The organism is Paraburkholderia sp. RL18-085-BIA-A (assembly GCF_046027075.1).
GTDB lineage: Bacteria > Pseudomonadota > Gammaproteobacteria > Burkholderiales > Burkholderiaceae > Paraburkholderia.
Genome location: NZ_JARESU010000046.1, coordinates 26,499 through 46,173, shown reverse-complemented (window position 1 = coordinate 46,173; position 19,675 = coordinate 26,499). Strand labels below are relative to the sequence as shown.

At 63.8% G+C, this 19,675-nt stretch carries 20 protein-coding genes and 2 pseudogenes; 11 read left to right on the top strand and 11 right to left on the bottom strand.

The window, feature by feature from the left end:
* Positions 1 to 9 precede the first annotated feature (9 nt).
* Positions 10 to 660: a hypothetical protein gene (locus P0D89_RS26930; RefSeq protein ID WP_408360347.1), complete on the top strand. Its 651-nt coding sequence runs from the start codon at positions 10 to 12 to the stop codon at positions 658 to 660.
* Between the two features lie 63 nt (positions 661 to 723).
* On the opposite strand, the gene P0D89_RS26925 is transcribed toward P0D89_RS26930, so the two are convergent.
* From P0D89_RS26925 to mpl, 8 genes and pseudogenes are all read right to left on the bottom strand, one after another.
* The gene (locus tag P0D89_RS26925; protein ID WP_408377480.1) at positions 724 to 975 is read right to left on the bottom strand and encodes a hypothetical protein; all 252 of its coding nucleotides are present in this window, start codon (positions 973 to 975) and stop codon (positions 724 to 726) included.
* An 8-nt stretch (positions 976 to 983) separates the two neighbouring features.
* Positions 984 to 1,175 (bottom strand): annotated as a pseudogene (locus P0D89_RS26920) (FAD-dependent oxidoreductase); the annotation flags it as partial.
* 125 nt (positions 1,176 to 1,300) lie between these two features.
* A pseudogene (locus P0D89_RS26915) lies at positions 1,301 to 2,192 on the bottom strand (LysR family transcriptional regulator).
* Positions 2,193 to 2,284: 92 nt separating this feature from the next.
* Complete coding sequence (gene mtgA, locus P0D89_RS26910; protein WP_408360343.1) at positions 2,285 to 3,007, bottom strand: monofunctional biosynthetic peptidoglycan transglycosylase; 723 nt, start codon at positions 3,005 to 3,007, stop codon at positions 2,285 to 2,287.
* Positions 3,008 to 3,064: 57 nt separating this feature from the next.
* Complete coding sequence (aroE, locus tag P0D89_RS26905; RefSeq protein ID WP_408360341.1) at positions 3,065 to 3,928, bottom strand: shikimate dehydrogenase; 864 nt, start codon at positions 3,926 to 3,928, stop codon at positions 3,065 to 3,067.
* Positions 3,925 to 6,051: a ribonuclease catalytic domain-containing protein gene (locus P0D89_RS26900; protein ID WP_408360339.1), complete on the bottom strand. Its 2,127-nt coding sequence runs from the start codon at positions 6,049 to 6,051 to the stop codon at positions 3,925 to 3,927. Before P0D89_RS26900 ends, aroE begins: the two co-directional genes overlap by 4 nt.
* Before the next feature lie 214 nt (positions 6,052 to 6,265).
* Positions 6,266 to 6,868 (bottom strand): YqiA/YcfP family alpha/beta fold hydrolase, encoded by a 603-nt coding sequence (locus P0D89_RS26895; protein ID WP_408360337.1) that lies wholly within the window; start codon positions 6,866 to 6,868, stop codon positions 6,266 to 6,268.
* The gene (gene mpl / locus P0D89_RS26890; RefSeq protein WP_408360335.1) at positions 6,865 to 8,259 is read right to left on the bottom strand and encodes a UDP-N-acetylmuramate:L-alanyl-gamma-D-glutamyl-meso-diaminopimelate ligase; all 1,395 of its coding nucleotides are present in this window, start codon (positions 8,257 to 8,259) and stop codon (positions 6,865 to 6,867) included. Before mpl ends, P0D89_RS26895 begins: the two co-directional genes overlap by 4 nt.
* A 210-nt stretch (positions 8,260 to 8,469) precedes the next feature.
* On the opposite strand from mpl, the gene P0D89_RS26885 reads away from it, so the two are divergent.
* The 10 genes from P0D89_RS26885 to P0D89_RS26840 all read left to right on the top strand — a co-directional run bounded on the left by P0D89_RS26885 (position 8,470) and on the right by P0D89_RS26840 (position 16,717).
* On the top strand, positions 8,470 to 9,123 hold the full coding sequence (locus tag P0D89_RS26885; protein WP_408360333.1) for a UDP-N-acetylmuramate--alanine ligase: 654 nt from the start codon (positions 8,470 to 8,472) through the stop codon (positions 9,121 to 9,123).
* Between the two features lie 11 nt (positions 9,124 to 9,134).
* Positions 9,135 to 9,683: a TlpA family protein disulfide reductase gene (locus P0D89_RS26880; protein WP_408360331.1), complete on the top strand. Its 549-nt coding sequence runs from the start codon at positions 9,135 to 9,137 to the stop codon at positions 9,681 to 9,683.
* A gap of 194 nt (positions 9,684 to 9,877) precedes the next feature.
* Positions 9,878 to 10,333 (top strand): type II 3-dehydroquinate dehydratase, encoded by a 456-nt coding sequence (gene aroQ, locus P0D89_RS26875; protein ID WP_408360329.1) that lies wholly within the window; start codon positions 9,878 to 9,880, stop codon positions 10,331 to 10,333.
* A 67-nt stretch (positions 10,334 to 10,400) separates the two neighbouring features.
* Entirely contained in the window at positions 10,401 to 10,868 is a 468-nt protein-coding gene (gene accB, locus P0D89_RS26870; RefSeq protein WP_408360327.1) for an acetyl-CoA carboxylase biotin carboxyl carrier protein, read from the top strand.
* Positions 10,869 to 10,983: 115 nt separating this feature from the next.
* Complete coding sequence (accC, locus tag P0D89_RS26865; protein WP_408360325.1) at positions 10,984 to 12,351, top strand: acetyl-CoA carboxylase biotin carboxylase subunit; 1,368 nt, start codon at positions 10,984 to 10,986, stop codon at positions 12,349 to 12,351.
* A gap of 3 nt (positions 12,352 to 12,354) precedes the next feature.
* Positions 12,355 to 13,257: a 50S ribosomal protein L11 methyltransferase gene (prmA, locus tag P0D89_RS26860; RefSeq protein ID WP_408360323.1), complete on the top strand. Its 903-nt coding sequence runs from the start codon at positions 12,355 to 12,357 to the stop codon at positions 13,255 to 13,257.
* Positions 13,258 to 13,305: 48 nt separating this feature from the next.
* Complete coding sequence (locus P0D89_RS26855; protein ID WP_408360320.1) at positions 13,306 to 14,607, top strand: zinc-ribbon and DUF3426 domain-containing protein; 1,302 nt, start codon at positions 13,306 to 13,308, stop codon at positions 14,605 to 14,607.
* A gap of 73 nt (positions 14,608 to 14,680) precedes the next feature.
* Positions 14,681 to 15,181 (top strand): thiol peroxidase, encoded by a 501-nt coding sequence (gene tpx, locus P0D89_RS26850; RefSeq protein WP_149673419.1) that lies wholly within the window; start codon positions 14,681 to 14,683, stop codon positions 15,179 to 15,181.
* A 95-nt stretch (positions 15,182 to 15,276) separates the two neighbouring features.
* On the top strand, positions 15,277 to 16,215 hold the full coding sequence (locus P0D89_RS26845) for a carbohydrate kinase family protein (RefSeq protein WP_408360318.1): 939 nt from the start codon (positions 15,277 to 15,279) through the stop codon (positions 16,213 to 16,215).
* 25 nt (positions 16,216 to 16,240) lie between these two features.
* Positions 16,241 to 16,717 carry an outer membrane lipoprotein gene (locus P0D89_RS26840; RefSeq protein ID WP_408360316.1) on the top strand — a complete coding sequence of 159 codons (477 nt, stop codon included), beginning with the start codon at positions 16,241 to 16,243 and terminating at the stop codon, positions 16,715 to 16,717.
* A gap of 299 nt (positions 16,718 to 17,016) precedes the next feature.
* On the opposite strand, the gene P0D89_RS26835 is transcribed toward P0D89_RS26840, so the two are convergent.
* The 3 genes from P0D89_RS26835 to P0D89_RS26825 all read right to left on the bottom strand — a co-directional run bounded on the left by P0D89_RS26835 (position 17,017) and on the right by P0D89_RS26825 (position 19,316).
* Positions 17,017 to 17,649 carry a histone H1-like DNA-binding protein gene (locus tag P0D89_RS26835; protein WP_149673471.1) on the bottom strand — a complete coding sequence of 211 codons (633 nt, stop codon included), beginning with the start codon at positions 17,647 to 17,649 and terminating at the stop codon, positions 17,017 to 17,019.
* A gap of 30 nt (positions 17,650 to 17,679) precedes the next feature.
* Positions 17,680 to 17,997 (bottom strand): hypothetical protein, encoded by a 318-nt coding sequence (locus P0D89_RS26830; protein WP_408360313.1) that lies wholly within the window; start codon positions 17,995 to 17,997, stop codon positions 17,680 to 17,682.
* An 86-nt stretch (positions 17,998 to 18,083) separates the two neighbouring features.
* Positions 18,084 to 19,316: a ribonucleotide-diphosphate reductase subunit beta gene (locus tag P0D89_RS26825; RefSeq protein ID WP_408360311.1), complete on the bottom strand. Its 1,233-nt coding sequence runs from the start codon at positions 19,314 to 19,316 to the stop codon at positions 18,084 to 18,086.
* Between the last annotated feature and the right edge of the window lie 359 nt (positions 19,317 to 19,675).

Genomic DNA, 19,675 nt, shown 5'->3' with positions numbered 1-19,675 from the left:
TTTTAATATATGAATGACGCGCTCAAACGTTTATCGGTTGCCACTGTGTTGTTGTTGGCGTCAGGGTTGGCTTTTTCTAGCGGAATGATATCAGGACGCTACGCGCTCCGAACTTTGCCGGGGTCTCAGTTGGATTTTCGCGAGATTTATATCGCGGAAGATGCAGAGAAAATATCAGGATTCTTTGACAATCCTTTTACTCGGCCAATAGGTAATCGTTCTGATGAAAATCCAACATGCCGATTTTTTTTTAATGGGTCGATGCTAGGCGATGGAAGCATACGACTCGACACTTGGTATCCTGATGGGCAAACTGGAAATATCGAAACTGGCTCCCCGATTGTGTTGCGGGAAAAATCCGGGCAGTGGGTGGCAACCGTTACCGGAGATCTCCCGAACTGCGACGCTCCAACAATAGAATCAGGCGATTTCCTGAAGCTGGACGCTCCGAGGCCTTGGAAAAGCATTGGATATATTAATAAATCCAAGACCTTTCTATATTCCGACCCGAGCGACGACAGTCGTACAAAAGCCTATTTGGTTCGCTCTGACCCAGTTGCTCTTGTCCAGAGCAAGGGTGAGTGGGTGGAAATTAACTACTTTGGACATCGTGCTAATCTTTTGCGCTGGTTGAAGCGTACTGATCTGACTCAAAGATAATCAAGAAAAATCATGCGTGATGAGCGGAGAAAGCAAGCGAGCCGCTGGCTTATTCGTGTGTTTTCAACTTTGAAAGACCTGCGCCGTCCACGCTTCCATCATCGGGCGGCGCTGCTCCAGTAAGTCTGTGCGGTGATAGGCCGCTTCAACCTTGTTCGCGACCGTATCTGCAAGCGCCCGCTCTGCGAGGTCGCGAGCATAGCCATGTTCGCTGGACCAATCCCTGAAAGATCTTCTGAAGCCGTGAGCAGTCGCAAAACGTCCCGGCGTATCGCTCGCGGCCTTGACCCGGCGTAGCAGTGCGGTGAGCGTCATATCGCTCAGGGATACGCTTCGACGAGCACGTCCTGCGGCGCATCGTGCATGCAGCGCAGGTTACGTGTGTGTTGTGAGTTGCCGCCCCGCCATTCGCGCGGGGCCGATTCGAACAGCAATACCGACGCCCCCGCTTCTCGCGCCATCAGCGCGACGCACAGCGCGGCATTGCCTCCTCCGATTACGAGTACATCGACCATCTAGCTTGCCTCCTGTCGATCGGAGTTGGCGCTTTAGCGCTTACTCCGATCCCATGCAATTGCTGTCGAGGCGAACTGTAGTCAGCGACGGCGAACACCGCCATCAGCAAACCGGCTAGAGGTCTTCAGTTTTTGTGAACAGACGGCTTATCTGAGTTTCGCGCCGGGCCAGCGGCCTTCGCTCACCTGCGTGCGGGCGACGTCCGCGAGCACAACGCGCGCAGCCAGAGCGGCGGGCGACAATTCGTCATCGGACACGCTAACCAGCAGATTCGCCCTGACCGCATCGCCGTCCGCGATGCGACTGCTGGCGAGCATTGCGTTCTCGGAACGCGCGAGCGCCGCGCCAGGCTGGATGGTCGCGCCCAGGCCGCCGCGCACCGCGTCCATCAGCATCGCGAGGCCGTCCGCTTCCGCGGCGAGATGCGGCTCGTACCTGGCGTGCTCGAAAGCGGTGGTCAACAACGCCCGCAAGCCGTGCGAGCCGCTCGGCAGGATCAGAGGAAGCTTGCCGAGCTTCGACAGACGCACCTCGCGCTGCGTCGGCATGCCGGGAAGATCGCGCGGGCCGATCACGAACAGCCGTTCGTCGAGCAACGGCATCACACTCCAGCGTTGGGTGGGCGCCTCCTGAAACAGAATCGCCAGATCAATGGCGCGCGCGCCGAGCATCAACGCGAGATAACCGGACAGGCTTTCGACCATGCGCAGGCGGATGTCCGGATAGCGTTCGCGCATCGCGCGCATGAACGGCAAGCCGAGCACACCGGTGGTGCTGGACGCGAGTCCCACGCTGACGTGTCCCGAAAGACGCGCCTCACGCGCGGCGAGCGCGGCGGCGTCGATATGGCGCAGCGCTAGTTACGCCTGCCGCTAGAACGCGAGCCCGGCGTCGGTTGGCGCGACCCCGCTCGACGTGCGCTGCAACAGCCGGGTCGACAGTTCGCTTTCGAGCCGGCCGATCTGCTGGCTCAACGCCGACGTGACGACGCCCAGTTCGAGCGCCGCCTTGCCCATGCTGCCGAGTTCGATCACGCTGATGAAGTAACGCAGCTGTCACAGTTCCATCGGAGTTTCCCGCGCGGTGCCGCGCGTGCAAAAAGACGTTTTTATTCCGGCAATTCAGCCGCGCCCATGCGCCGCGCGATCACACGCGCGCGTTGAGCCAGATACTCGGACCCCCGGTGTTCGTCGAAATATTTGGGCCGCGGCAGCATCACCGCGAGGCGGGCCGACTGCGCCGCGTTCAGCTTGTTCGCCGATGTCTTGTAGTAATACTGAGCGGCCGCCTCGGCGCCATACACGCCGTTGCCCCACTCGACGGAGTTCAGATAGATCTCGAAGATGCGTTCCTTGTCCATCAAGGTTTCGAGCATCCACGTGATGATCAGCTCCTGGCCCTTGCGGATATAACTCTTCTCACGCGACAGAAACAGATTGCGCGCGAGTTGCTGGGTGATCGTCGAACCGCCGCGCACGATCCGGCCCTTCGCCTTGTTGCGTTCCCAGGCTTGCAGGATCGCGTCGGTCTCGTAGCCGTTGTTGTTGACGAAATTCGCGTCCTCGGAAGCGATGATCGCGCGCTTCAGATTGCGCGAGATCTGGTCGTACGGCACCCACGTATGCTGCACCGACAGATCCGGCCGATCCTGTGACAGCCGCCACGCGTCCGAGCGCATGAATGCGGTCGAGCGCGGATTCACGTAATTCCACACCGCGATCTGCGTGAAGTAGAACGCCTGCGTCGCGAGCCACGCGATCACCAGCACGGCGCCCAGATAGACCATCCATCGCGCCGGACCGGGCCGGCTTGCGCGCCGCGTTGCTGTCATCGTGCGTCCAGTCCTCGAGTGAGCGAGTAAGTGAGTTCCGCCAGGCGCCGCGCCGGTCTACGCGTGCGACGGCGCCGTCAGCAGCGCCCGCAATTCGGCCAGCACCGGCGCGCCGTCCGGCCGCACGCCGCGCCAAACGTAGAACGATTCGGCGGCCTGTTCGACCAGCATGCCGAGACCGTCGGCGCCGCGCGCGCCGAGCTTGCGCGCGTGCTCCATGAAGACCGTCGGATGCGCGCCGTACATCATGTCGTACGCGAGCGTGCCGGTGCCGAACGCGCGGTCGTCGCACTCGGGCAACGACGCGTCGAGGCTCCCCGCCGTCGCGTTGACGATCACGTCATAGGTGCCCGCTTCGATCGCACGCGCGCTGCCGCCCGTCAGACGGCACGTCGCGTCGCGCGCGGCCTGCGCGAACTGATCGACCAGCGCTTCGGCCTTCGCCGCGGTGCGGTTGACGATCGTCAGCGTGTGCGGCGTGCGCTCCAGCATCGGCAGCACCACCCCGCGCGCGGCGCCGCCCGCGCCGAGCAACAGGATGCGCGCGCCCTTCAACGACACGCCGAGATTCACCTCGATGTCCCGCACCAGGCCGAAGCCATCCGTGTTGTCGCCGTAAATGCCGTTCGCGTCGATGCGCAGCGTGTTCACCGCGCCGGCCGCCGCCGCGCGCGGCGACAGTGTGTCGGCGAACGCGTGCGCGTCGAGCTTGAATGGCACGGTCACGTTCAGGCCGCGCCCGCCCGCTTCGATGAACGCGCGCACGTGCGGCACGAATGCGTCCACCGGTGCGAGCAGGTGCCCGTATTCGACCGGCTCGCCGGTTTGCGCGGCGAAGCGGCCGTGAATGAACGGCGACTTGCTGTGGCCAACCGGGTTGCCGATGACCGCGTAGCGGTCGCGGGTTTCGGTGGCGCTCATCGTCCCGGCTCCGCAATGTGCTGGGCGGCGGCATCGCTCGCGCCCTTGTCGGCGTCGGCGTCGTCCGCGGTGGTTGCGTCCTCGGCGGCGCCATCCAGTTCCGCTTCGGCCTGGGCCTCGGCTTCGCCTTCCGCGCTCTCGTCGGGTGCGTCGATGATTTCCTCGTCGCCTTCATCGCCCTCGTCGGCTTCCTCGACCTCGCCGCCGCTCGTCACGGTCGGCGCGTCGAGCACATGCAACAGACGCACGGACGCTTCGACGGTCAGCTCGTCGAGCGACATCACTTCCATCTGCAAACGCGTGCCGCGTGCGTGTACGCCGAGACCGGGCACATGCAGCAGCAACGGAATCTCTTCGAGGCGCACCAGATCGCCCTTCACCACCGACGCCACCACCTGCTTGCGGTTCTCCTGCTTCAGCCAGCGCAGACACCAGAAGTACTCCATGCGGCGCTGATGATCGGCGTACGCGGTGTAGGTGTCGTCGAAACCTTGCACGACGGCGAACAGATCGGCGTCCTTGGGCTTGAACGGTGCGGCCAGCTTCGCGGTCACGCCGTGCTGCACGCAGGCGATCAGTTGCCACTGGTTCACCAGGTCGACGTAGCGGCGCAGCGGCGACGTGCTCCACGCGTATTGCGTGACGCCGAGGCCTTCGTGCGGCGCGGCGTTGGTCTGCATGCGCGTGCGCTTCGGGCCGCTCGGCGCGCCGAACGCACGCTGCGTACGGTAGATGCCCGGCACGCCGTGGTCGTGCAGGAATGCGCCCCACGACGAGTTCGCGAGAATCGCCAGCTCGGCGACGATCGTGTCGAGTGGCGAACCTCGCCGGCGCGGCGTGATCGTAATGTGCTCGCCTTCCACGTAGAAGTTGAAGTCGGTGTTGCGCTGCACTTCGCGGCGCAGACCGTAGCCGGCGCGCGCGGCCTGGCGCTTTTCGAACAGCGCCTGCGCGAACGGCCACAGCACCGCGATGTCGTCCTTGTGCGGATAGTCGCCGGTGCCGGCGGCGAGCGCCTCTTCGGTGACGAGTTCGTCGAGCGTGTTGTGGCGCAGATTGTTCTTTACGAACACGCGCTCGGCGCGCGTTTCGCTCGCGACGATCTCCTGCGTCTCGCGATTGACGATCACATACAGCGAGAGCGCCGGCCGCAAGCCGCCTTCAGCCAGCGTGAACGCTTCGACGACGCTATCGGGCAGCATCGTGATCTTGTCGCCCGGCATGTAGACGGTGGACAGACGCGTGCGCGCGATCGCGTCGACCTCGTCGCCACGCTGGATGCCGAGCGCCGGCGCGGCGATGTGCACGCCGATCCGAATGCGGCCGTCGGCCAGGTGCTCGACCGAGAACGCGTCATCGATTTCCGTGGTGGTGATGTCGTCGATCGAAAACGCCTCGACGTCCGCTTCCGGCAGGTCTTCCGGCAAGCCGCCGACGGTGACCGGCGGAAAGCCGGTACCGTGCGGGAAGAATTCGGCGAGGAACTTCGCTTCGTGCAGCGCCCGCGCCGACGGAATCGCGCCGCATTCGAGCATCAGGCGCGCCTGCGAAATGCCGCGCGCCGCCGCCGCGCCTTCGAGCGCCTTGTATTCGATCGTGTTCTTGTCGGGCTTGGTGAGCAACGCGAGCGCGGTCTTGCCGATGAAGGCTTCGGGCAACCGGCCAGCCTTCAGTTCATCTTCGTACCCCTGCTGCACCAGCGCCTGCTGACGCTTGCGCTCCAGACCGGCGAGCGCCATCTTCAGCTGTTCCTGCGGCGCGCGCTGATACATGCCGCGGCCCTTGCGGCGGAAGTACACCGGCGCGCCATGCATGCGCAGCACCAGCGCGGCGCGCTCGATCGAGCCGAAGCCTTCGCCGAAGTACTCGGCGCCCAGTGTGGCAAACGGGAATTCGTCGTCAGGCGCGCATTCCCACAGGAAGTCCAGGTCGATGTCCTGCGCGGCGGCGTCGGCCTGCTGCATCAGTTCGGCCGCGCTCGGCTTGTCGAATTCGATCAGCACGTCTTTGGCGCGCACCTTGGCGCGCCGGCCGCCAGGCAACTCGACCTGAAACGCGTCGCCCTGGCGCGACAGCACGCTGCCCGCCTTGAAACTGCCCGATTCCTCGAAGAAAACGTTCACTCAATACTCTCGTTCTGACTTGCATCTGCCGGCACGCCCGATCCGTTTCAGCGATCGGTCGCTGCATGCGCGGCACGGCAACGTGTTCGTGGTAGTGGATCCGCGGCGCGATACGCGCGCGCCGGCGGGTTGAATCTTGTGACGGGCAGCGGCCTCGCTGAAGGACCGCTCGCCCTGGTTTGCGTCCGTTTGCGGCTTGTTGCGTCCGTTCGGCTCAGGCCGCCTCGCGCGGCGCCGGCGGCTCGACGTCTTCGGCGTCGCAAAAGGCCAGCACTTCATCGACGTACTGCGCGAACTCGCTGATCGCGTGGTCGCTTCCTTCGATCAGCGTAGTCCGTGCGCCCGGATAGTGCGCGAGCATTTCGCGGTAGTCGAGCACTTCGTCGCCGGTGGCGGCCAGCAGATAATAGCGTTCGGGCCGCGTGATCGACGCGACGCCGATCGCGCGCAGCTCGTCCAGATGATGCGGCTCGACGACGATGCTGCCGCCGCCGTGCCACAACGGCTGCTCGCCGAGGTACGCGCTCAGGTCGCGCTGCGGCACGACCGCCGGGTTCAGCAGCACGGCCGGCCAGCCATGCTTCTCCGCCAGATGGGTGGCGAAATAGCCGCCCAGCGAGCTGCCGATCACCGTCACGCGATCCGTGCCGGCGGCGGCCACCAGCGATTCGGCGAGCGCCACCGTCTCGAACGGCGAGACGGGCAGCATCGGGCAGCACCATTCGTCGGCGCGACCCAGTTCGGCGAGTCGCGCCGCCAGCACGCGCGCCTTGAATGAATTGGGTGACGAGCGGAAACCGTGCAGATAGAGAATCACGAAGTGCCTCGCGCGGAAAGGGCGTCGAGCAGTTTCTGATGCACGCCGCCGAAGCCGCCGTTGCTCATCACCAGAATCTGGTCGCCGGGGCGCGCTGCGTGGATCACTGCCTTGACCAGCGCGTCGAGATTGTCGAAGGCCCGCGCCTTGCCGCCGAGCGGCGCGAGCGCCTCGCCGAGATTCCAGCCGAGCGCGTCGCGTCCGCTCGGCGCGCCGTAGCCGAACACGAGATCGGCATCAGCGAGGCTAACGGGCAATTGCGCTTTCATCACGCCCAGCTTCATCGTGTTCGAGCGCGGCTCCACCACCGCGAGAATCCGCGTGTTGTCGCGGCCGACGCGCGCGCGCAGGCCGGCTACCGTGGTGTCGATCGCAGTCGGGTGATGCGCGAAGTCGTCGTATACGGTCACGCCGTCGACGCTGCCGCGCACTTCCATGCGGCGCTTCACGTTGCGAAAGCTCGCCAGCGACTTCGCGGCCTGGGCTGGCGGCACGCCGACGTGGCGCGCGGCGGCGATCGCGGCCAGCGCGTTCATGCGGTTGTGCTCGCCCTGCACCTGCCACTCCACCACGCCGACGCGCTCGCTGTTGTGATACACCGCGAAACGCTCGTCGACCGGCTCGCCGTCTTCAGCGGGCATGGTTTCCCAGCCGCCCTGCACGCCGAAGCGCTCAACTTCGCTCCAGCAGCCGCGCGTCAGCACGCGCTCGAGCGCGTCCTCGCGGCCGTTCGTCACCACCCGGCCGATACCCGGCACCGTGCGGATCAGGTGATGGAACTGCGTTTCGATCGCGGCGAGATCCGGGAAGATGTCGGCGTGATCGAATTCGAGGTTGTTCAGCACCGCGGTCTTGGGCCGGTAATGGACGAACTTCGAACGCTTGTCGAAGAACGCGGTGTCGTACTCGTCGGCTTCGATCACGAAGAAGCTCGAATCGGTGAGCCGCGCCGACACGCCGAAATTCAGCGGCACGCCGCCGATCAGGAAGCCCGGGTTGAGACCGGCGTCTTCGAGCAGCCACGTGAGCATCGAACTGGTGGTGGTCTTGCCGTGCGTGCCGGCCACCGCCAGCACCCATTTGCCGTTCAGCACGTGCTCGCCGAGCCACTGCGGGCCGGACACATAGGGCAGACCGTGGTCGAGGATCGCTTCCATCAGCGGGTTGCCGCGCGAGACCACGTTGCCGATCACGAACAGATCGGCGTTCAGGCCGTTCAGCTGGTCCGCGTCGTAACCCTCGATCAGACGGATGCCTTGCGCCTCGAGCTGCGTGCTCATCGGCGGATAGACGCCGGCGTCGCAACCCGTCACGGTGTGGCCCGCGCTGCGCGCGAGAACCGCTAGACCGCCCATGAACGTGCCGCAGATGCCGAGGATGTGGATGTGCATAAGCCTGTCGTGCCGCGCGGGCGTTTTTTGCGAGGGATGGAGGTGCAAAAGCGGCCGGAACGACCGTCTGCAAAGGACGCTATTGTAACCGACAGCTTCCGCTCGCCTAGGAACGCACGCCCGCGCCGCGCTCGCCCGGTGCTCCGCTCCCCGGCGCTCGTCTCGCCCCGCCCAGAAAGGCGCGTCGTGAATCTCTAGTATCATTGATGGATGGTTCGCAAATCACATTTCGATCCGCAGCGCGTGCGCGAGGAAATCGCCATCGCGGCTGCGCGCATGATCGCCGAAGACGGGCTGGACTACGCCACGGCCAAGCGCAAGGCGGCGCGGCAAGTCGTCGGGGAGACTCGTGTTGCCGGCGAATGGCTGCCGGATAACGACCAGATCGAGGAAGAAATCCGCGAGTATCAGTCCCTTTTCCAGGGCGACAGCCAGCCGGCGCTGCTGCGGCGGCTGCGCCTCATCGCGGTCGACTGGATGGAGCGGCTCGCGCCGTTCAACCCGTATCTGACCGGCGCGGTGCTGGGCGGCACGGCGGGCGAACACTCGGACGTGCATCTGCAGGTGTTCTGCGACAACCCTAAGGAAGTCGCAATCTATTTCCTGAACGCCAACATTCAATACGACGTGTCGGAAACGCGGCATTTCGCCGGACGCGGCTATGTCGAGACCCTGAGCTTCCTGTGGCGCCCGCAGAACGAAGGGCGTGATGCGGAATCGGCCGGCATTCACGTCGCGCTGTACGAAACCGACGATCTGCGCGGCGCGGTCCGCGCCGACGCGCGCGGCCGCACGGCACGGGCGAACCTGCAGGCGGTTCGGGCGTTGCTCAACGGCGGCGAAGTCACCCCTTCCACTAATTAGACAGACCAACGATGAACACGAGACGGATTCTGGCGGGCGCGCTGGTAGCAATCGTCGCTGCGGGCGGCGGCGTGCTGGCCAACCATTGGCTCAACGGCGGCAGCGAAGTGGCCCACGCGGCGCAAGCCGCATCGCAGCAAAGCGCGGTCGAGCAACTGTGGGCCGCGCCGGTCACGAACGTCGACGGCAAGCCGCAGTCGCTAAGTTTGCTCAAAGGGCATCCAATCGTCGTTAACTTCTGGGCGTCGTGGTGCGGCCCTTGCGTAGAGGAAATGCCCGCTCTCTCGCAACTTCAACGCGAGTATGCGAAGAAAGGCATCCAGTTCGTGGGACTTGGCGTGGATTCCAATAAAAACGTGCAAGCCTTCCTGCAGAAAGTGAAGGTGGCCTACCCGGTCTACGTGACTGGCTTCGGCGGCGCCGATCTCGCGCGCGCGTTCGGCAACAACGCGGGCGGCCTGCCGTTCACGGTCGTCATCGACGCCAAAGGCAACGTGCGCTCGACAAAATTAGGCCAGATCGACCCCGCGGCCCTCAAACGGACGCTCGACGCGCTTTAACTTTCACATTCTTTTGACGCTCAATTCCGCGCGGAACGTGCAAAAATACGCGCAATTCGCGCGAAATTGAGAGAAGATGCGCGCCCCGAGCGACAGCGGATCGACACAGGCATCGCTCCATACGTGCAGGAAACTAGACAAGTTTCTCTAATCAGCGCTAAAGTGCGCCCAATTCCACGGAAAAAGAAGCGACCATGACGCGACTGCTGGTACTGCACGGACCCAACCTCAACCTTCTCGGCACCCGGGAACCCGAGGTCTACGGTCGCGTGACCTTGCCGCAGGTCGATCAGGCGCTGGCGGACCGCGCGGCGGACGCCGACGTCGAGCTCGCGTCGTTCCAGAGCAATCACGAAGGCGCTCTGGTCGACCGCATCCAATCCGCGCGGACCGAAAAAACCGATTTCATACTGATCAATCCCGCCGCGTACACGCACACGAGCGTGGCCATTCGGGACGCACTGGCGGGGGTCGGCATCCCGTTCGTCGAGATTCATCTGTCGAACGTGCATCGTCGCGAACCGTTCCGGCATCACTCGTATTTCTCCGACCAGGCTGAAGGCGTAATTTGCGGCCTCGGCTGGAAGGGATATCTGTACGCGCTCGAATTCGCGCTCGACCGGCTCGCGGCCGGCTCGTCGCGCGGCTGAATCCAAACACGTCTAATTTGAGCCGGCCGCGCACGCGCCGGCACTACGCATTGAAAGGGGCCTCCTGATGGATCTACGTAAACTGAAAACTCTGATCGACCTCGTCTCAGAGTCCGGTATTTCCGAACTCGAAGTGACCGAGGGCGAAGGCAAGGTGCGTATCGTCAAGAATGCGCCGCCGGTTTACGTGCAGCCGTCCGCCTCCTACGCGCCGCAATACGCGCAACAGCCTCCGGCCATGGGCGCCGAAGCGCCGGCCGTTGCCGCCCCTGCGGCTACGCCGGCGGTTGCCGCGCCGCAAGGTCACGTGGTGACCTCGCCGATGGTCGGCACCTTCTACCGCGCGCCGTCGCCGGGCGCGGACCCGTTCGTCCAGGTGGGCGATACGGTCAAGGAAGGCCAGACGATCTGCATCATCGAAGCGATGAAGCTGCTCAACGAAATCGAGTCGGACAAGTCCGGCGTGGTCAAGGAAATCCTCGTCGAAAACGGCCAGGCGGTCGAGTACGGCCAACCGCTGTTCGTGGTCGGCTAACGCGGCACGCGTTGTTCGCCGCCCGCGCGCCACTGTCGAGAGGCGCGCGACCGATCCTCTGAGGCAGCCGGTGTTGTGAGCAACCCGGCGCCCATTGATGAGTCGAAAACCCGCTATGTTTGAAAAAATCCTCATTGCCAATCGTGGCGAGATCGCGCTTCGTATCCAGCGCGCCTGCCGCGAACTCGGCGTCAAGACGGTCGTCGTCTATTCGGAAGCCGACAAGGAAGCCAAGTACGTGAAGCTCGCCGACGAGGCGGTCTGCATCGGCCCGGCGCCTTCGAATCTGAGCTATCTGAACATGCCCGCGCTGATCAGCGCGGCTGAAGTGACCGACGCCGAAGCGATCCACCCCGGCTACGGCTTCCTTTCGGAGAACGCCGACTTCGCCGAGCGCGTCGAGCAGTCGGGCTTCACCTTCATCGGCCCGCGCCCGGAAACGATCCGGATGATGGGCGACAAGGTCACGGCCAAGCAGACCATGATCAAGACCGGCGTGCCGTGCGTGCCGGGTTCGGAAGGCGCGTTGCCGGACGATCCGAAAGAGATCGTGAAGATCGCCCGCCAGGTCGGCTATCCGGTCATCATCAAGGCCGCCGGTGGCGGCGGTGGCCGCGGTATGCGCGTGGTCCATACGGAAGCGGCGCTCGTCAACGCGGTCAACATGACCCGTGAAGAAGCCGGTCGCGCATTCGGCAACCCGCAGGTCTACATGGAGAAATTCCTGGAGAACCCGCGGCACATCGAAATCCAGGTGCTGTCCGATTCGTTCAGGAACGCGATCTGGCTCGGCGAGCGCGACTGCTCGATGCAGCGCCGTCACCAGAAGGTGATCGAAGAAGCGCCGGCGCCGGGCATCGCGCGCCGTCTGATCGACCGTATCGGCGATCGTTGCGCGGACGCCTGCAAGAAGATGGGCTATCTGGGCGCAGGCACGTTCGAATTCCTGTATGAAAACGGCGAGTTCTACTTCATCGAAATGAACACGCGCGTACAGGTCGAGCACCCTGTGACCGAGCTGATCACGGGCGTCGACATCGTGCAGGAACAGATCCGCATCGCGGCCGGTGAAAAGCTCGCATTCCGTCAGCGCGACATCACGTTCAAGGGTCATGCGATCGAATGCCGGATCAACGCCGAAGATCCGTTCAAGTTCATTCCGTCGCCGGGCCGTTTGACCTCGTGGCATATGCCGGGCGGCCCCGGCATCCGCGTCGATTCGCACGCGTACAACGGCTATTTCGTGCCGCCGAACTATGATTCGATGATCGGCAAGCTGATCGCTTACGGCGCCACGCGCGAACAGGCGATCATGCGGATGCGCATCGCGTTGTCGGAAATGGTGGTCGAAGGCATTCAGACCAACATCCCGTTGCACCGCGAGCTGATGCTCGACGCGAAATTCGTCGAAGGCGGCACCAGCATTCACTACCTCGAAAACCGGTTGGCCGCGAAGCTGCAGGCCGCGCCGGAAGAAGCGTAAGTCATGAGCTACCGGGAACTGGTCGCCGAACTGGCGCGCGAGCACGCGGAGGAGTTTTCCGACGCACTGCTCGAGTTGGGCGCGTTGTCCGTATCGGTCGAAGACGCGGACGCCGACACGCCCGACGAGCAGCCGCTGTTCGGCGAGCCCGGTCTCACGCCGGATCGCACCGCGTGGCAGCGTTCGCGCGTGATCGCGCTGCTTGCGCCGGAACACGAACCCGCGGTGCTGCTGACCGCCGCGGCCAACGAAGTCGGGCTGGCTGCCGCGCCGTCGTTCACCGTGCGGGAAGTCGAAGAGCAGGACTGGGTGCGGCTCACGCAGTCGCAGTTCGATCCGATTCCGATCGGCGAGCGCATCTGGGTCGTGCCATCGTGGCACGATGCACCGGACCCCGAAGCACTGGTGCTGGAGCTGGACCCGGGCCTCGCGTTCGGCACCGGCAGTCATCCCACCACGCGGCTGTGCATGGAATGGCTGGAGCAGTCGGTCAAGCCGGAGCAGTCCGTGCTCGATTACGGTTGCGGCTCCGGCATTCTCGCGATTCTCGCGAAAAAGTGCGGCGCGAATCCGGTGTATGGCATCGACATCGACCCGCAAGCGGTCGAATCGGCACGTCACAACAGCGAGCGCAACCGCGCCGAGGTCACGTACGGTTTGCCCGACGAATGCCCCACCGGCGAGTTCGATATCGTGGTCGCCAACATCCTGTCCAATCCGCTCAAGCTGATGGCATCGATGCTGTCGTCGAAGGTCAAGCCGGGTGGCCGGATCGCGCTGTCCGGCATTCTGGCGCGGCAGGCGGAGGAAGTCGCGCAGGTGTACGCGCGCTGGATCGATATTGGCGTATGGCGCGAACACGAAGGTTGGGTGTGTCTGACGGGAACGCGTCGCGAAAGCCATTAGAATAAGGCGTATTGTCTAACCAACAGCCTACCGGCTTATCGGCTCAATATGCTCCTGGCGACGCGTTGCCCCTTCTGCGAAACCGTCTTCCGTCTTCAACCGGCGCAGCTCGCGCTGCGCCGCGGCCTCGTGCGCTGCGGGCATTGCCACGAAGTATTCGACGCGTCGAGCAGCCTGTTCGACATCACCGCGGGCGGTGACTTCTCTACCGCCAAACCGGTCGCCGCTGCGGCGGCGATCGAGGCGCTGTCGGGCGTGCGTCAGAAAGATCCCGACTTCAGCGCGGAAGGATGGAACCCCTGGGCGCCCACGCCCGACGCGGCCATCGACAATCGTCTGCTGCACAACGCCGGCAATGTGCCGCTGACGCCGGTCTCCACCGACGCGGGCGTCGCGCTCACGCCCGGCCACGCCGCCGAGCCGGAATTGCCAGCCGGCGCGTTCGCCACTCCTCTGCCTCCCGACGACGAACCGGTGCTGGCTGACGCGCCGCTCGAACCCTTTGCCTATCAACCCGAGGCCGGGCCGCCGATGGAAGAGCCGCCGCAGGTTTGGCACAAGACCGAACGCCATACCGAACCCGCTGTGGACCAAACGGCGCGGGTACATGGCATCCCCGATAACGAACCGCGTTTTGGCGCGGCCGGCGTAGGCACGGCCGGCGTCGGCGCCGCTGGTTTGGGCGCGGCGGCTGTGGGCTCGGCTGCCTTCGGCGCCGCCGCTGCCGCGGGCACTGGCGGTCCGGGCGGTCCCAGCTCTGGCGGCCCGGCTCCCGCCGCTGCCAGCGGCGAGCCCTTCTCGGTTAATCCCGTGAACGAGGGCGACGATCCGTTCCCCGTGATGCGCGAAACCCGCCCCGCCGAAGCGCGGCGCACGGGCTGGGCGATCGCCGCATCGGTGGTGGGACTGCTGTTGGTCATCGCGCTGCTCGCGCAACTCGCGTGGTGGCAACGCGAAACGGTGCAGGTGTACTTCCCGCGCTCGCAGACGCTGTACGCGAAGGCCTGTGCGCAGCTCGGCTGCGAGGTGACGCCGCCGCACGACATCGACGGCTTGCAGGTCGAGCCGTCCGATCTGCGGCAGATCGACGGCCCGCACAAGCTCGAGCTGAAGATGCCGCTGCACAACCGCTTCAACATCGCGCTGGCGTACCCCGCCATCGAACTCACGCTGCTCGACGACCAGAACAACGTCGCCGTGCGCCGCGTGCTGTGGCCGCAGGACTACGTGCCGCCCGGCACGCCGATCGCGGCCGGCCTGCCGGCGCACACGACGCAGACCATGATCGTGCATCTCGACACGGGCATGGCGATCGCCTCCAATTTCCGCGTACAGATTTTTTATCCGTAACGCGCCCTCGCGCGCCCGGCCATGACCGGGCGCTTTCACCGTCATTTCTGACGAATTTTCGGAGCACAACACCATGAGTCAAGTCACGCTGGGCGGTAACCCGATCGAAGTAGCCGGCACGTTTCCGTCGGTGGGTCAGAGCGCGGCCGCTTTCTCGCTGGTCGGTAAAGATCTGAAGCCGGTGTCGCTCGCCGATTTCGCCGGCAAGCGCAAGGTGCTGAACATCGTCCCGAGCCTCGACACGCCGACCTGCGCCACCTCGACCCGCAAGTTCAACGAAGCAGCCGCCAAGCTGACCAACACGGCCGTGATCGTCGTGTCGGGTGACTTGCCGTTCGCGGCCTCGCGCTTCTGCACGACCGAAGGCATCGAGAACGTCGTCACGGCCTCCACGTTCCGCGGCCACGAGTTCGCCCAAGCCTACGGCGTCGACGTGACGAGCGGTCCGCTGACCGGCCTGACGGCGCGCGCCGTGGTGGTGATCGACGAGAACGACAAGGTCGTGCACGCTGAGCTGGTCGGCGAAATCAAGAACGAGCCGAACTACGACGCAGCACTCGCCGCGCTGAAGTAAGCCTTTCGCGCACGAGCCCGGCGCCGCGCCTCGTGCGCGGCGCCGCCGCATCGTCGCGCGCCCTCTCTCCAACGTTTTTTACAGGAACGCTCGCCTTGGCTACGCTCATTTGCGGCTCGCTCGCCTACGACAACATCATGACTTTCGAAGGGCGCTTCCGGGAGCACATCCTGCCGGAGCAGGTCCACATCCTGAACGTCAGCTTTCTCGTGCCGACCATGCGCCGCGAGTTCGGCGGCTGCGCGGGCAACATCGCTTACGCGCTGCATCTGCTCGGCGGCGACGCGCGCATCATGGGCACCCTCGGCTCGGTCGACGCACAGCTTTACCTCGACCGCTTCGAGCAACTCGGGCTGTCGACGCAAAGCGTGCTCGTCGTGCCGGACGCCTACACGGCGCAAGCGATGATCACCACCGACCTGGAAAACAATCAGATCACCGCGTTCCATCCGGGCGCGATGATGCAGTCGCATCTGAACCGCGCCGACGAAGCGAAAGGCATTACGCTCGGCATCGTCGGACCGGACGGCTACGACGGCATGATCCAGCATTCGGAGCATCTGGCGGCCGCGGGCGTGCCGTTCATCTTCGATCCGGGCCAGGGCTTGCCGCTCTTCGACGGCGATACGCTGCGCCGCACGATTGAACTTGCCACGTATGTAGCTGTCAACGATTACGAAGCCAAGCTGGTGAGCAACAAGACCGGCTGGTCGATCGAACAGATCGCCGGCAAGGTCGAAGCGTTGATTGTCACGCTCGGCGAGCAAGGTGCGCAGATCCATCATGCCGGCGGTATCGAACAGATTCCGGCGGTCAACGCAAAGCAGGTGCTCGACCCGACAGGCTGCGGCGACGCATTCCGCGGCGGCTTGCTGTACGGCATCGAGAACAAGCTCGGCTGGGCCACCACGGGGCGCCTGGCAAGCCTGATGGGTGCACTGAAGATCGAGCATCAGGGCCCACAAAACTACGCGCCCAGCCGGGCGCAGATCAACGAGCGGTTCGAGCAGGCCTTCGGATACAGCCTGCCCTAAGACCGCGAGCCATGGGAGCTAGGGAATGAGGACAACGAGTCGCCTGATAGTCGCCACCTTGATCGCCGGGTCGCTGGCGATGTCGGGATGCGCGAGCAACAGTAGTTCTCCCAACGTCTTCACAGCGTCGCAGGCACAGCGCGAACAAACGGTCCGCATGGGCACGATCGACAGTGTGCGCGCAGTGCGCATCAGCTCGAACAACGGCCAGCCGAGCGGTCTGGGCGCGGTCGGCGGCGGCGCCCTCGGCGCGCTGGCCGGCAGCTCGATCGGAGGCGGCCGCGGCTCGGTCGCCACGGGCATCATCGGCGGTATAGGCGGTGCGGTCGCCGGCAATGCGATCGAGAACAGCGTTGCGATGCGCGACGGTGTCGAGATTACCGTGCGGCTCGACAACGGCGACATGCGCGCGATCACGCAAACCACCTCCGGCGAAATCTTCCGCGCCGGAGATCGCGTGCGGCTCCTCTCCAGCGGCGGCGTCACGCGCGTCACGCACTAAATTTTCCCTCTCGCGCGGCGGCCTCCGGGTTGCCGCGACGACCTCACACGCATGCCCTCCCCTGTGCATGCGTGTTTTTTCGTCTGCACACTCGTCTGCCTGCTCATCTGCCGGCTCATCTGTCTGTTTCCAGCCAAGCCGCTTCCAGCCGATCGCGCGCCCGCGCAAAAAACGTTGAGCAAAAAAAATCCCGTTGCCGAAAACCGGCGACGGGATTCTGATCGAGTAGCGCTCACCACTGCGTAAGCGCTACCCGATCATCGGACACATCGTACGACGTGTCGAAGTACTTCTGCTGCTTACGGACGGCTGCCCGTCGGGAACGGCCATGCCGCTGCCGGGTTCAGCGCGGTCTTCACCGTCGCCGCCGGTGCGCTCGAGACAGCAGTCGCAGCGGGTGCAGGCGCAGCCTTCTTGGCGACAGCCTTCTTCGCAGGGGCAGCCTTCTTCGCAGGAGCGGCGGCCTTCTTCGCGGCAGCCTTCTTGGCAGGCGCAGCCTTTTTAGCAGCAGCCTTTTTCGCGGGCGCAGCCTTTTTAGCAGCGGCCTTTTTCGCAGGCGCAGCCTTCTTCGCTGCGGCCTTCTTCGCCGGTGCTGCCTTCTTTGCTGCGGCCTTCTTCGCCGGTGCTGCTTTCTTCGCTGCAACCTTCTTCACTGCGGCTTTCTTGGCCGGTGCTGCCTTCTTGGCCGCGACCTTCTTCACAGCAACTTTCTTCGCTGCGACTTTCTTGGCTGCAACCTTCTTAGCCGGCGCAGCTTTCTTCGCTGCAACCTTCTTAGCCGGTGCTGCCTTCTTCGCTGCAACCTTCTTCACTGCGACTTTCTTCGCAGCGACTTTCTTCGCCGGAGCAGCCTTCTTTGCCGGAGCAGCCTTCTTGGCTGCGACCTTCTTCGCTGCGGGCTTCTTAGCGGCGGCTTTCTTTGCAGTTGCCATCATTTTCTCCTTCAGGTTTTCAGATGAGAGTCAGTTCAAACTACACCCTTCGTCAAAACCCGCTTCCCGCGGACGCTTCTCAGGGCGCGCGCTACGAAGCGGGCTATTCATCGGCGTACGCAGGTGCTGCGCGCTTACGCTAATGAATGCGGTAAGGCGCGCCGTGCCAACAGGCACCGCGCGCCAGATCTGGTCGGCGTTGAGTCGCAACGCCGGCAATTGCTTGATCGAGCCGCTGGCGGCGACGCCAGCGGCTTTTTCCGGGGGGAAGTTTGCCCATCCCACTGAAGGGTCCGCAAAGTGCCTGTCAATTTTGTGGGCCGCTAAGGCACCGGGCACGCTTTGCATCAGGCGGTTCTGCTCCTAACCAAATTTGCCGCGACCGAAGCCAGCGGCATCCCCATCGATGAATGCATCTGCGACACGAACCCGGCTTACTCCCAGGTCAGCGCACCGCCAGTTTGATATTCGATCACTCGCGTCTCGAAGAAGTTGCGCTCCTTCTTCAGGTCGATCATCTCGCTCATCCACGGGAACGGGTTTTCTTCGTTCGGGTACAGCGGATCGAGACCGATCTGCTGGCAACGGCGGTTGCAGATGAAGCGCAGATAGCTCTTGAACATCGACGCATTGAGGCCGAGCACCCCGCGCGGCATCGTGTCTTCAGCGTAACGATATTCAAGTTCGACCGCTTGCTGGAAGATCTCGCGGATTTCCGCGCGGAACTCAGCCGTCCAGAGTTGCGGGTTTTCAAGTTTGATCTGGTTGATCAGGTCGATGCCGAAGTTGCAGTGCATCGACTCGTCGCGCAGGATGTACTGGTACTGTTCCGCCGCGCCGGTCATCTTGTTCTGGCGGCCGAGCGCCAGGATTTGTGTAAAGCCGACGTAGAAGAACAGGCCTTCCATCACACAGGCGAACACGATCAGCGAGCGCAGCAGGGTCTGGTCTGCCTCGAGCGTACCGGTCTTGAAGGCCGGGTCGGTCAGCACGTGGATGTACGGAATCAGGAATTCGTCTTTCGCGCGGATCGAGGAAACCTCGTGATACGCATTGAAGATTTCGCCTTCGTCGAGGCCCAGCGATTCGACGATGTACTGGTAAGCGTGCGTGTGGATCGCCTCTTCGAACGCCTGGCGCAGCAGGAACTGGCGGCATTCGGGCGCCGTGATGTGGCGGTAGGTGCCCAGCACGATATTGTTGGCGGCCAGCGAGTCGGCCGTCACGAAGAAGCCCAGGTTGCGCTTGACGATGCGGCGCTCGTCTTCGGTCAGGCCGTTCGGGTCTTTCCACAACGCGATGTCGCGCGACATGTTCACTTCTTGCGGCATCCAGTGGTTGGCGCAACCAGCCAGATACTTTTCCCAGGCCCACTTGTACTTGAACGGCACCAGCTGATTGACGTCGGTCTGGCCGTTGATGATGCGCTTGTCGGCGACATTGACCCGCGCTTCGGAAACGGTAGCCGTTCCGGCAGCGAGGTCAACCTGAGTGACGGGAGCGACAGCGATGTCGTTCGCGAACACGTCTTGAGCCGAGGGAGCATGAGGAGCGGAACGCGTTCCGATTTGCGAACCGACAGCCGATCCCGCTGCGTTGCGCAACGCATTCTGTTGCGCGCCGCTCGAGGGAGTTACGGCAGTGATCTCGTCATCCCAGTTGAGCATAAATGTCACCATCAATTTAGAACGGTTTGTACCATCTTTTCACGAGCGATAAAAGAGTTCGCTGATGAAAAATCCTATTTTCGATTCGCGTTGCTACGTTCATACAACACTTTGTTCAACGGAGTGTGTGTGACGCGTCGAGTGACGTGTGTTGAACGTGTGTTGTCGACGTGCTTCGCGAACTCGATGAGCAACGTGTCGAAGCGACATTTCGCTGCTCTATCTATCTGTATTGCGGAGCGTGTCTGCAGCGTCTTGCGATTGCCGACTGTGTTGCCTCGCGTGGTTCGCGCGCTGCTTCGCGTCTGCTTCAACAGCGCTAGCGAGGTGAAGCTCGATGTCATGTCGAGCGATGCATG

Coding starts and splice junctions, on each gene's coding strand:
- P0D89_RS26855 (WP_408360320.1), top strand. CDS start 13,306: ATGCTCCTGGCGACGCGTTGCCCCTTCTGCGAAACCGTCTTCCGTCTT.
- P0D89_RS26885 (WP_408360333.1), top strand. CDS start 8,470: ATGGTTCGCAAATCACATTTCGATCCGCAGCGCGTGCGCGAGGAAATC.
- mpl (WP_408360335.1), bottom strand. CDS start 8,259: ATGCACATCCACATCCTCGGCATCTGCGGCACGTTCATGGGCGGTCTA.
- aroE (WP_408360341.1), bottom strand. CDS start 3,928: ATGAGCGCCACCGAAACCCGCGACCGCTACGCGGTCATCGGCAACCCG.
- P0D89_RS26835 (WP_149673471.1), bottom strand. CDS start 17,649: ATGGCAACTGCAAAGAAAGCCGCCGCTAAGAAGCCCGCAGCGAAGAAG.
- aroQ (WP_408360329.1), top strand. CDS start 9,878: ATGACGCGACTGCTGGTACTGCACGGACCCAACCTCAACCTTCTCGGC.
- prmA (WP_408360323.1), top strand. CDS start 12,355: ATGAGCTACCGGGAACTGGTCGCCGAACTGGCGCGCGAGCACGCGGAG.
- accB (WP_408360327.1), top strand. CDS start 10,401: ATGGATCTACGTAAACTGAAAACTCTGATCGACCTCGTCTCAGAGTCC.
- P0D89_RS26825 (WP_408360311.1), bottom strand. CDS start 19,316: ATGCTCAACTGGGATGACGAGATCACTGCCGTAACTCCCTCGAGCGGC.
- P0D89_RS26840 (WP_408360316.1), top strand. CDS start 16,241: ATGAGGACAACGAGTCGCCTGATAGTCGCCACCTTGATCGCCGGGTCG.
- P0D89_RS26880 (WP_408360331.1), top strand. CDS start 9,135: ATGAACACGAGACGGATTCTGGCGGGCGCGCTGGTAGCAATCGTCGCT.
- P0D89_RS26925 (WP_408377480.1), bottom strand. CDS start 975: ATGACGCTCACCGCACTGCTACGCCGGGTCAAGGCCGCGAGCGATACG.
- mtgA (WP_408360343.1), bottom strand. CDS start 3,007: ATGACAGCAACGCGGCGCGCAAGCCGGCCCGGTCCGGCGCGATGGATG.
- P0D89_RS26830 (WP_408360313.1), bottom strand. CDS start 17,997: ATGCAAAGCGTGCCCGGTGCCTTAGCGGCCCACAAAATTGACAGGCAC.
- tpx (WP_149673419.1), top strand. CDS start 14,681: ATGAGTCAAGTCACGCTGGGCGGTAACCCGATCGAAGTAGCCGGCACG.
- accC (WP_408360325.1), top strand. CDS start 10,984: ATGTTTGAAAAAATCCTCATTGCCAATCGTGGCGAGATCGCGCTTCGT.
- P0D89_RS26930 (WP_408360347.1), top strand. CDS start 10: ATGAATGACGCGCTCAAACGTTTATCGGTTGCCACTGTGTTGTTGTTG.